Source organism: Blautia sp. ZXY-1-C6 (genome assembly GCF_056339875.1).
The window spans coordinates 1-10,396 of sequence record NZ_JBWJVQ010000024.1 but is presented as its reverse complement, the minus strand read 5'-3'; the positions used below and the strand labels follow the sequence as shown (position 1 = coordinate 10,396).

Here is a 10,396-nt window from a genome sequence, read left to right as displayed (position 1 = left end):
GGAATGAGTATGGATCATCTCCATTCCTGCCATAAACGGTTTTACAACTTCTTCCTTACCATCAAACAGGCGATATGTCTCCCGGATCAACATTGGCCGAAGGCGCTTTGCCTCCTGCCAGCATACTGTAATTCATAGCCTGAGCCATTGTTCCGGCGAATCCCGCCTCTGCAGGCAGGAAGCTTCTGATCACTTTCTCTGTTTCTTCCATTCTCTTTGCTAATTCATCTTGAAAATTCACTAAATGTACCATCCTCATTAAGCTGCAGCATTTTCTTCTCCACTGTATCCAGCTTCCCGCTGCAAAGTTTCAAAAGTTCCATGCCCTGTCTGTACAGTATAAAAGAGTCCTCCAGCGATGTGTCTCTGTTTTCCAGTTTTTCAGCCAGCAGATCCAGTTCTGCAAACATCTCTTCCAGAGGTTTTTCCTCCTGTAACTGCTCACAGTTTTCTTTCTTCACCATAGATTCTCTCCTCCTTCACCGTACCTATAACATCTGCTTCTATCGTACCGTCTGTCACAGATATATAAATGGTATCCCCATTTTGTACCTGTTCTACACTTGTCAATGTCTTTTTATATTTATCTGCCACATAAGAATATCCCTGATTCAGTTTCTTTAAAGGGGAAAGTCCTGCAAAACGTTCCAGATAAACAGACAATCTGTGTCTCTCATCCTGAAGTTTCCTGTTCATTCCATTTTGTACAGCATTCTCCAGATCTGCCAGACGCTGTCTCTGCTCCCGCAGCCTGTTCTCCGGACTCAGATAAGCAAATTTTGTCTGAAAATGCTCCAGTCTGCTGCGGTACAGATCCATTTTACCACTCATTGCACGATATAACCGCTGCCTGTAAATACTTACTGCTTCAATCACACTTCTGTAATCATCCACCGCAAGCTCTGCCGCAGCAGAAGGAGTAGGAGCTCGCAGATCAGCAGCGAAATCAGCAATTGTAAAATCCGTTTCATGACCTACTGCGGAAATAATGGGTGTACTGCACTCAAAAATAGCTCTGGCCACGATTTCTTCATTAAACGCCCAGAGATCTTCAATAGAGCCACCGCCTCTTCCCACAATGATCACATCCACATCTGTCTTATCAAGCATCTGTATTCCTTTTACAATACTTTCTGCCGCACCCGCCCCCTGTACAAGAGCCGGATATAAAATAATCTGTAAATAGGGATTTCTTCGATAGGAAATATTGCGGATATCCTGAACAGCCGCACCTGTCGGTGCAGTTACCACACCCAGACGTCTGATAAATCTCGGAATGGGCTGTTTGTACTCCTGTGCAAACATTCCCATATCTTCCAGTTCCTGCTTCAATGCAAGATATCTCTCATACAGAGCTCCTGCACCTTCCAGGGTAATCTCCTTTGCATACATCTGATAGCGGCCGTCGCGTTCATATACATCCACACTCCCGCCAACGATCACCTTATCGCCATTTTTCATGGCAAATGCAAGTCCCCGTCTGTGTCCGGCAAACATCACACAATTCAATGTTCCTGTCTCATCTTTCAGGGAAAAATAGATGTGTCCGCTTGTATGATATTTACAATTGGACACCTCGCCTTTTACATAAATCTTCTGCAGTAAATAATCCTGGGTAAACATATTTTTGATATAACGGTTTACCTGACCTACAGAATATGTGTTTTTCATTCTGATTTTTCTTCGCTTTCACTGTTGGCAATCTTGCCAAGGATACCGTTTACAAAGGAACCGGAAGTCTCACCGCCAAAACGTTTGGCAAGCTCTACCGCCTCATTGATAGCTACACCTGTAGGTACATCTTTGTCATATTTCAGTTCATACACTGCCAGACGCAGGGCAGTCAGGTCAACGCGGCTCATTCTCTTTGTCTTCCAGCCATTGCTTGTCTCATTTAACAGTGCATCGATCTCGTCTAATTTTTCAAGTACATGGCGGTATTTCCGGCTCATATACTCCTGATCTTTCTCTGAAAGTTCCTCCAGAGTATCAAAATAAAGTGAAAGCTGCTCACTCATCTCTTCCTCTGAATTAAATTCTGTCATAAACAGTAATTTAAAAATATGTTCTCTCTGCTCTCTTCTTCGCATAATTTTTGCTGTATAAACAGCTTTCCTTTCTAAATATCTCTTAAGTACACAAAAAAGGAAAGGGTTACTTTCCTTTTTCGTTCTCCATATCTACACTGGCAATATGAATATTAACATCTGCAACCTCAAGACCTGTCATATTCTCTATGGATGATTTTACTTTCTCCTGAACTTTCTTACTTGTCTCAAGAATGTTCTTACCATATTCGATATTCAGGTTCAGATCTACTGTTACAACTCCTTCGAGTACAGTAACCTTAACACCTCTGGAAAGATTCTTCATTCCAAGTTTGCTTACCAGTTCGTTTGTGATATTGCCTGCCATGGAAGCAACTCCGTCTACTTCCGTAGCAGCAAGTCCGGCAATGATAGCGACCACTTCATCTGCGATCTGAACCTCACCAATGCCTCCTAAATCCTGTATTTTATATGTTATTCTTTTCTCTGCCATCTGAAAACCTCCTGAGGGATTCTTTAATCTTTGTTCATTATACCAAATCGACAGATAAATGAAAAGGGTTATTTACTGAATTCCGTTAATATTAAGCCAGGATTTCTGTCCTCTGTCATACCCACACTCCAGGAATTTACAAAGAGGAGCAGCGGATTTCCCTTAAGATCAGTAACTTTTTTCATATCAGAGGTTCCAATGATCTTATCCACTTTTACTTCTTCTTTATTTGCAATCCAGCGAATATGTTCATATGGAAGTGTTTCCAGACGGATATCTACATTATATTCATTTTCCAGACGATATTTCAGAACATCAAACTGCAGGACACCTACAACACCTACAATAATTTCTTCCATACCGGTATTAAACTCCTGAAAAATCTGAATAGCACCTTCCTGCGCGATCTGATTGATACCTTTAACAAACTGTTTTCTCTTCATAGTATCAATCTGACGGACTCTCGCAAAATGTTCCGGTGCAAATGTAGGAATACCTTCGAATGTAAACTTTTTACCGGGTGCACAGATTGTATCTCCGATGGAAAAGATACCCGGGTCAAAAACACCGATAATATCTCCGGCATATGCCTCATCTACCACATGGCGGGATTCTGCCATCATCTGCTGCGGCTGAAGCAGACGCATCTTTTTATCACCCTGCACATGATATACTTCCTGGGAAGCGTCAAATTTACCGGAACAGATTCTCATAAATGCGATTCTGTCTCTGTGTGCCTTGTTCATGTTTGCCTGGATTTTAAATACAAACGCTGAGAAATCATCATCCATGGGGTCAATTTCCCCAATATCAGACACTCTCGGAAGCGGTGATGTTGTCATCTTCAGGAAATGTTCCAGAAATGTTTCCACACCGAAGTTTGTCAGCGCAGATCCGAAGAATACAGGTGTCAGCTTACCTTTGCTTACCAGCTCCTGGTCAAAATCTGCACTTGCGCCGTCCAGAAGCTCAATCTCATCCAGAAGCTGTGCTTTCTGCTCTGGATCCATAATCTCATCTGCCCGGCTGTCACTTAACGGGATTTCCTCGATCACACCTTCTTTGGTACCTTTCTGTGTATCAGAAAAGGTAAGTATTTTCTCTGTATCACGGTCATAAACACCGCGGAATTTCTTACCGGAACCGATTGGCCAGTTGATCGGGCAGGTTGCGATGCCAAGTTCTTTCTCAATCTCATCAAGAAGGTCAAATGTGTCGTTTGCATCGCGATCCATCTTATTGATAAATGTAAAAATCGGGATATGGCGCATTACGCAGACCTTGAACAGTTTTCTGGTCTGTGCCTCCACACCCTTGGAACCGTCGATTACCATGACTGCAGAATCTGCTGCCATCAGTGTACGGTAAGTATCCTCCGAGAAATCCTGATGTCCCGGTGTATCCAGAATATTAATGCAGTAACCATCATAATGAAACTGCAGAACAGAGGAAGTAACGGAAATACCTCTCTCTTTTTCGATCTCCATCCAGTCTGACACTGCATGGCGGGCTGTTGCCTTACCTTTAACACTTCCGGCAAGATTGATTGCTCCGCCATACAGCAGGAATTTCTCAGTCAGTGTAGTTTTACCTGCATCCGGATGGGAAATAATGGCAAATGTTCTTCTTTTTTCTATTTCATTCGTATACTTAGACACGTTCAGCCTCCTGTTGCGCTTTCTTATAATTGTTTGCATAAAACACCGGCAACAGCCGGTATCAGTTACGTTTTCTATTTTTTTACAGCATTCCTATTCTAGTATATGCACCTCTTTTCTGTCAAGATATATGTTCGCATATTCATATCAAAATATCAGTCATAAATATCAGTTGTATCGATTGCGGTATCCTCATATGGCTGTGCTGATGTTTCGCTGTCTTCCTCATACGAAGTATCTGCTGATGTTTCATCTGTCTGTGTTGTATCTTCTGCATCTTCACTCTCCTTCAGTGGGGTGATCACAATATTTTCTGGCGCAATTCCTGTTTTCCTTTTTACAATATCTTCAATCTGTGCTCTCTGTGCATCAGAAAGTTCTGCTTCAGGGATCACAACATCCGCAGTTTCTCCGGTAAGATTTACAACTACATTCTTAAAGCCCTTCGCCTCCAGCAAAAGCTCTGCTGCCGCTTCTTTTTCTGAAAGGTCTGTCATCGAGACCATCGTATGTATTGCCTCCTGCTTCTCTTCATCATCAATTTCTTCATTATTGATAATGTCCTGCAGATCTGCCTTGTTCTGTGAGCGCACCTGTTCTCTGCTGATCTTTGCCTGTGCGGCAAATCCTGTAGAACCCGTAAACACAGCCTCCCCGGGAGTATCCGTTTCCTGACTGTCTGTAAGACTGTTATCAGTCAGACCTCCATCTGCCTGATTTTCATCCAGAAGAGCAGTTTCATCTGTAAGATCATATCCTGCATCTTCAAGGATACTGCTGCTGTCCGTACTTGCCTCCTTATCCCTGAAATCCAAGATCTACATCTGCAAAGTTCAGATATCCTGCCACTGCAATCAGAATTGCCAGCGATGTAATAATGACCTGATTTTTTCCGATGACTTTTTTCACATTTATCTCCTCATTTCATTTTCATTATTCTAATTCTATGAGCATCCACCTGAAATAATGCCATGACCGCCTCCTGAATATTTTGGACCACTACAGGATTTCCTCCACCTTCCGCAGAAATCAGAACACCGGTCACCTGTATGGTTTCTGAATTATAGAAGCTCTGCCTGTCTTTCTTCTCATCTGTCATCAGGATAACCTGTACCTTTCCCACCCCTTCCGTATTTTCAAGAAATGCTTCAAGTTTCTCTTCCAGAACATTTTTTTGCATATCTTCACTCTGCTCTCCTGCCGTATTTTTCTTTTGCTGCTTACTGGATACAGGCATCGCCGCTACTGCCAGAAGTACTCCGATGAGCAACAGGATTCCCCATTTTGCCGGATTCATTTCGGACAATCTGGATACAAATTCTGTTTTCTTTAAGTCCCCACTCTTCCACCAGCGCATCTTTAAGCTCCTTTCTCTCCTCCTGAGAAATTTCTGTCTTCAGTACAAGGTTTGCCTGCGTCTCCTCCCCTTCTATATTTACTTTCACCTTATATACTTCTATGCCTCTTTTTTCCAGAGTTTCCCGGATTTTCTGTTCCAGTTCCAGTTCGTAACCTTTTTCCAGATAGACTTTCTGAATATTCTGAAATTCCCGGAGTTCTTTCTCTCTGTTTTCTTCAGAAAAATTATCCAGAAAACTTTCCGTCAGTTCCGAACCTTTTCCAAGAATGGAAAATATCGGGGTACTCATCATAAAAATCAGCAGCAGGCCCATAAAAAAGCGTACATATTTCTCATACTTCTGGTCAGGTATCAGATTCAGAACCGCAGTGAAAAAGATATAAAATACTGCCAGATTCCGAATCCATAAATACAGCTCTTCTTTCATATGTTTCCTCCGGCAATCTTTCTGTCAGTTCATCAGGATACAGAAACTACAACTATCAGGAATGTCAGCATGCAAAGTACTTCTGCTGTCAGCAAAAGCTTTAAAAGCATTGCACATCCCTCCCCCATTGTACTCAGGGCTCCCACAACTCTTTTGTCAGAAATTGGCTGTGCAATCGCAGCCAGAAAACGATAAACCAGAGAAAGACTTCCATAATGGATAATCGGTCCTGCTCCAATCAGCAACAGAAGGATCACGATTACTGCGCCAAAACTGTTTCGCACCATCACTGCACTGGTCAGCACTAATTCTGTTACAGCGGTCACTGCATTTCCAATGCCGGGAATCGCACTCGCTGCCTTGCCAACAGCAGAACGCTTCATGGCATCCATCACCGGGCTCACCATATTCCGCACAATCTGCAGACCAACAATAGCTCCCAGAAGAGTTTTCAACCCCCAGTTTACAGCTACATCCAAAAGTTCTGCCATTTTTGTAAGCATCTCCTCTTTTGACAAATAATTAACCATTTTCAGAAGCAAACTCAGGTTTACAGCAGGCAGAAACAGATTTGCAAGAAGCCACTGAACCGCCCAGATCATCAGCAAAATCCCTTCATAAAATGCAGCAGCCGTTGATGATCCGGTTGATGCAGCCACTGTCATAAAATAAGCCGGAGACAGAACTTTCATGAAATCCGTCAGTCCAAGAAGCCAGTTTGTAAGCGTACTTCCAAGCCTTGAGAAATTCTCCATAAGCATTGTAAACAGCGCAAGATAGACAATATAAAAGCTGATACTGCCAGCCTGTCCGTTTCCGAAAACATCAGCAAACTCCGCCAGCACCGCTGCAATAAAAATCACAAGTAAAAGTTTCAGTATTAATCCTTTTTCATTCTCTATATCCGAAAAAAAGAGACTATACAAAAAGCTCCGTACAGTCTCTTTTGAAACAGGCTCCTCCCCGTTTATGATATTCATCAGTGCTTTCCTGACAGAAAAAACATGGTCATCCATAATCTCATCCAACATTTTCTGCACATCATCAATCTGTATCTCTTCCATTAGATTCTCCTGCAGGATATGTACTGAAGAATCTTCTTTCTGTTCTGTCTGCGCAGCGGCATATACGGATACTATATGATTCTGAAAGAATGTAAGATATGACACTCTTCCTACCAAGAGTATACATGCCAGTATACACCAGTAACCTTTCCACAGATCTGCCTGTTCCCTGATACTTCTCTCTTTATCCTGCCTCATATCATAAACTCCGAAATCGTATCCAGAATTGCCAGCAGTACCGGCATACTCAGAACCATCACAGACAGTTTACAGAACAGGTCGATCTGTGTTCCGATCATCTGATATCCGGCATCTTTGCAGATTGCAGATGAAAACTGTCCGATATATGTAATCCCGATAATCTTAACCAGAACTGTGAGATAACTGCTGTCTATGGGGAAGCTTTCTCTCAGCCTGTTCATGGTTTCAAACAGATAAGAAACTTTTCCTGCTGCAAGACCAAGAATCAGAAAACCCGTCATCATGGTCACAAGTGCAGCAAATTCCGGTCTGGTTTCTTTTAGAATAAAACCAAGCATCATTCCGCAGATACCCATGATTGAAACTTTCACAATATCCATGCCATTCAAACCTCTTTCTGTTCTGTCAACTGCCATAACAGTTGATTTGAAATCACAGCACAAACAACTGCTGAATACTTTCAAACAGTTCATAAATATATGGAACAATCCAGAACAGCACCATCAGAAGCCCCCGCCAGGCTTACCAGAAATGCCTGTTCATCCCTTCCACTGTGTTTTAGGATCTGGCAGAGAACAGAAACCAGAATCCCTACTGCAGCGATTTTAAAAATAAGACTTACCTCCACAGTCTCTCCTTTCCGGCTTCTGCTGCCAGATATAGCAAAACAGTAATCTACACAGTAAAGAAACAGATTATAAATACATACTCACCAAAAAAACACAGCCACAAATATTCCGCCCAGTATTCCCATACTGCGGTATAATTTTCTTTTTTCACAAAAATCTTTCCTGAGTTCCCTGATCGCATATTCTGTTTCCTTTTCCATCAGATCCATCTGTTTTAGCTGCATATCCAGTCCAAGATAACCAAGCTGATCTCCCAGTGAATAAAATCTGTCTCTCTCTTCCTGCGAAAGACAATCCAGATCCAGACACTTTCCGGCCGATTCTCTGAAGATTGTCCCAAAGGAATCCCCTGTTTTTTCTTTCATTTTCTGTGCTGTAAGTATAAAAAATTCTCTGTACTTCCCTTCCAGTTTCCCGGAAGCACCTGTAAAGGCATCGTACAGAGATTTATTTCCATAACGTATTTCTCCTCTTAGGAGGATGATCATCCGTAAGATCATTTCCATCATCTTTTTGCGTCTGCCAAGTTCATTGCTCATGGCAAAACCGCAACCGACACCGGAAATTACAATTACACACAATCCTACTGTTCTAAGCATACTTTTCCATTTTCATCTAATACAGCTTTCAGACATCCTGCCTGATCATTTTTGTCCAGGATAATATAACGTTCAAATACTTTCTCGCCCATAAGCTTATAAAAGAATGGCTGATCCAGAACATCCTCCAGACAGCTTCCATGTGCAGTCGCAATCAGCTTACATCCACAATGGATCACTGAGTCAACTGCCTTGAAATCCTCTTCACAGCCTAACTCGTCCACTGCAACCACATCCGGTGACATGGAACGTACCAGCATCTGCATACCTTCTGATTTCGGACAGCAGTCCAGCACATCTGTACGCATTCCCAGATCATTCTGAGGAATTCCCTGATAACAGCCTGCCAGCTCACTTCTCTCGTCCACCACACCTATTGTCAGACCCTGGGTATTGGCCCATCCATTACTGAGCTGCCTGATAATATCTCTGAGCAGCGTAGTCTTTCCACACCTTGGCGGTGAAATGATCAATGTATTTGCAACCCATTTCTCTGTACGGATATAAGGCATCACCTTATCCGCACATCCCTGAATCTCATGTGCCAGACGGACATTGATGCAGGAAATATATTTCATTCCCATGATCCTGCCCCGATCCAGCACTACCTTTCCGGTCACACCTACTCTGTGACCACCCTGAACACTGATAAATCCCTGTCTGATCTCATCCTCATAAGCATACAGGGAATATCCTGTGACATATTCCAGTGTTTCTTTCAGATCTTCCGTTGTCACCAGATACTGTTCCTGACCCGGTTTTCGCAGAAAACACTCTCCTCCGTCATAAGTTAAAAACAACGGGCGCCCTACACGAAGGCGTATCTCATATAATTTATCATAATCCAGCTTCGCATCCATTAAAAGATTCCGGATATTTCCGGCAAACAGGTTTTCAATCTGCTGCGCTTCTATATGTCTCACCTCTTTACACTTAATATATGTGGACAAACCGATTTTAGTACTCTTCCTGATAAGACTCTTCCATTTTTATCAGATTCAGCTTCAGAACCCGGTCTACCACATTTCCTGCATACCCCCTGTACGCATAAGCTCCTGATTCAAAGAGTACGTAAAGTTCATCCCCTTCTACAACAATCTGCTCGATCATCTCAGGCATTCTGTATGACCTTGCAGAATTTTCATTGACATACAGACGTTTATCCGACTGTTCATAAAAAACAATCCTGGATGGCAGAATACCAAAAGAATGAGACAACAACAGCTTATCGTTATAAAAAGCCATTCCCTGTGCCTGTTCTGATATTGTAGAATAATCCAGCGGAACCGCCATTTCAAACATCATGCCAAGTTCCTCATTAAAAGTATTCACCAGATCACCTTTTGAATCCACCGCATATCTCGCGATGGTGCTCTCTGTATATTTGTTAAAACATCCTACATACAGGCACCCCTTATAGAAAGTCATAAAAGAATCTCTCACGATTCCATAAAGACTACATGTCTGATTTACCTGAACAGGCATATGGTTATCCGCATAATTATAGTCACGCAGCACATCCATCTTAATGCTGATCGCCTGTGCGATTCCATTGGTATTTGAAGAATACCACAGCATATCATGTTCCTGATCATAGGCAAGTCCGCCTACATGAGGCAGACCTGGCAGGACTACCTCTTTGATAAATCTGTGAGTTTCTTTGTTGATCACATAAATAACAGAGTTATGTTTTTCCGTATGACAATAGGCACTTACAAGTACATACTCATCGGTCACTGCAAGTCCCTGAGGAGTCATGCAAGCAGCATACCGCCTGTTTTTGTACCCCTCTGACATCTCAGGAATGTTCTTGTAGATCCCAGTCCGGGAACAATATAAGTTCCGTACTCTTTTTCTTTTTTTCTGCCCTCAAAGGCAAAGGTATTTAACTCCTCCTGCTGCGACAGCATCTGTATA

At 42.5% G+C, this 10,396-nt stretch carries 14 protein-coding genes and 1 pseudogene; all 15 read right to left on the bottom strand.

Going from position 1 to position 10,396, the window contains the following annotated elements; genetic code table 11:
- Nucleotides 1–61: 61 nt before the first annotated feature.
- Complete coding sequence (locus AC075J_RS01170; RefSeq protein WP_476389867.1) at nucleotides 62–241, bottom strand: hypothetical protein; 180 nt, start codon at nucleotides 239–241, stop codon at nucleotides 62–64.
- Complete coding sequence (gene xseB, locus AC075J_RS01165; protein ID WP_055149396.1) at nucleotides 225–464, bottom strand: exodeoxyribonuclease VII small subunit; 240 nt, start codon at nucleotides 462–464, stop codon at nucleotides 225–227. Before xseB ends, AC075J_RS01170 begins: the two co-directional genes overlap by 17 nt.
- Nucleotides 442–1,671 (bottom strand): exodeoxyribonuclease VII large subunit, encoded by a 1,230-nt coding sequence (gene xseA / locus AC075J_RS01160; protein WP_118633045.1) that lies wholly within the window; start codon nucleotides 1,669–1,671, stop codon nucleotides 442–444. Before xseA ends, xseB begins: the two co-directional genes overlap by 23 nt.
- Nucleotides 1,668–2,090, bottom strand: coding sequence for a transcription antitermination factor NusB (gene nusB / locus AC075J_RS01155; RefSeq protein WP_008704098.1), 423 nt, complete (start codon nucleotides 2,088–2,090; stop codon nucleotides 1,668–1,670). The genes xseA and nusB overlap by 4 nt, the downstream gene beginning before the upstream one ends.
- 64 nt (nucleotides 2,091–2,154) lie before the next feature.
- Nucleotides 2,155–2,541, bottom strand: a complete 387-nt coding sequence (locus AC075J_RS01150) for an Asp23/Gls24 family envelope stress response protein (protein WP_026648456.1) — start codon at nucleotides 2,539–2,541, stop codon at nucleotides 2,155–2,157.
- 68 nt (nucleotides 2,542–2,609) lie between these two features.
- Nucleotides 2,610–4,199 carry a peptide chain release factor 3 gene (locus tag AC075J_RS01145; RefSeq protein WP_055199943.1) on the bottom strand — a complete coding sequence of 530 codons (1,590 nt, stop codon included), beginning with the start codon at nucleotides 4,197–4,199 and terminating at the stop codon, nucleotides 2,610–2,612.
- 155 nt (nucleotides 4,200–4,354) lie between these two features.
- Nucleotides 4,355–5,014, bottom strand: a complete 660-nt coding sequence (locus AC075J_RS01140) for a SpoIIIAH-like family protein (RefSeq protein ID WP_476389866.1) — start codon at nucleotides 5,012–5,014, stop codon at nucleotides 4,355–4,357.
- A gap of 104 nt (nucleotides 5,015–5,118) precedes the next feature.
- Nucleotides 5,119–5,379, bottom strand: a complete 261-nt coding sequence (locus AC075J_RS01135) for a hypothetical protein (RefSeq protein WP_227194528.1) — start codon at nucleotides 5,377–5,379, stop codon at nucleotides 5,119–5,121.
- Nucleotides 5,380–5,419: 40 nt separating this feature from the next.
- The gene (locus AC075J_RS01130) at nucleotides 5,420–5,986 is read right to left on the bottom strand and encodes a stage III sporulation protein AF (protein ID WP_008704104.1); all 567 of its coding nucleotides are present in this window, start codon (nucleotides 5,984–5,986) and stop codon (nucleotides 5,420–5,422) included.
- A gap of 32 nt (nucleotides 5,987–6,018) precedes the next feature.
- The gene (locus tag AC075J_RS01125; RefSeq protein ID WP_476389865.1) at nucleotides 6,019–7,248 is read right to left on the bottom strand and encodes a stage III sporulation protein AE; all 1,230 of its coding nucleotides are present in this window, start codon (nucleotides 7,246–7,248) and stop codon (nucleotides 6,019–6,021) included.
- Nucleotides 7,245–7,631 (bottom strand): SpoIIIAC/SpoIIIAD family protein, encoded by a 387-nt coding sequence (locus AC075J_RS01120; protein WP_020994071.1) that lies wholly within the window; start codon nucleotides 7,629–7,631, stop codon nucleotides 7,245–7,247. The genes AC075J_RS01125 and AC075J_RS01120 overlap by 4 nt, the downstream gene beginning before the upstream one ends.
- A gap of 52 nt (nucleotides 7,632–7,683) precedes the next feature.
- A pseudogene (spoIIIAC, locus tag AC075J_RS01115) lies at nucleotides 7,684–7,879 on the bottom strand (stage III sporulation protein AC).
- A gap of 81 nt (nucleotides 7,880–7,960) precedes the next feature.
- Nucleotides 7,961–8,479, bottom strand: a complete 519-nt coding sequence (locus AC075J_RS01110) for a stage III sporulation protein AB (protein ID WP_008704109.1) — start codon at nucleotides 8,477–8,479, stop codon at nucleotides 7,961–7,963.
- Nucleotides 8,464–9,402 carry a stage III sporulation protein AA gene (spoIIIAA, locus tag AC075J_RS01105; protein ID WP_008704110.1) on the bottom strand — a complete coding sequence of 313 codons (939 nt, stop codon included), beginning with the start codon at nucleotides 9,400–9,402 and terminating at the stop codon, nucleotides 8,464–8,466. The genes AC075J_RS01110 and spoIIIAA overlap by 16 nt, the downstream gene beginning before the upstream one ends.
- Before the next feature lie 34 nt (nucleotides 9,403–9,436).
- Nucleotides 9,437–10,237, bottom strand: a complete 801-nt coding sequence (locus AC075J_RS01100) for a hypothetical protein (RefSeq protein ID WP_476389864.1) — start codon at nucleotides 10,235–10,237, stop codon at nucleotides 9,437–9,439.
- Nucleotides 10,238–10,396 lie beyond the last annotated feature (159 nt).

Bases quoted from the DNA above. Each gene is read 5' to 3' on its own strand.
- nusB (WP_008704098.1), bottom strand. From the start codon at position 2,090: ATGCGAAGAAGAGAGCAGAGAGAACATATTTTTAAATTACTGTTTATG.
- AC075J_RS01135 (WP_227194528.1), bottom strand. From the start codon at position 5,379: ATGCAAAAAAATGTTCTGGAAGAGAAACTTGAAGCATTTCTTGAAAAT.
- AC075J_RS01130 (WP_008704104.1), bottom strand. From the start codon at position 5,986: ATGAAAGAAGAGCTGTATTTATGGATTCGGAATCTGGCAGTATTTTAT.
- AC075J_RS01100 (WP_476389864.1), bottom strand. From the start codon at position 10,237: ATGACTCCTCAGGGACTTGCAGTGACCGATGAGTATGTACTTGTAAGT.
- xseB (WP_055149396.1), bottom strand. From the start codon at position 464: ATGGTGAAGAAAGAAAACTGTGAGCAGTTACAGGAGGAAAAACCTCTG.
- AC075J_RS01125 (WP_476389865.1), bottom strand. From the start codon at position 7,248: ATGAGGCAGGATAAAGAGAGAAGTATCAGGGAACAGGCAGATCTGTGG.
- AC075J_RS01120 (WP_020994071.1), bottom strand. From the start codon at position 7,631: ATGGATATTGTGAAAGTTTCAATCATGGGTATCTGCGGAATGATGCTT.
- AC075J_RS01150 (WP_026648456.1), bottom strand. From the start codon at position 2,541: ATGGCAGAGAAAAGAATAACATATAAAATACAGGATTTAGGAGGCATT.
- xseA (WP_118633045.1), bottom strand. From the start codon at position 1,671: ATGAAAAACACATATTCTGTAGGTCAGGTAAACCGTTATATCAAAAAT.
- AC075J_RS01110 (WP_008704109.1), bottom strand. From the start codon at position 8,479: ATGCTTAGAACAGTAGGATTGTGTGTAATTGTAATTTCCGGTGTCGGT.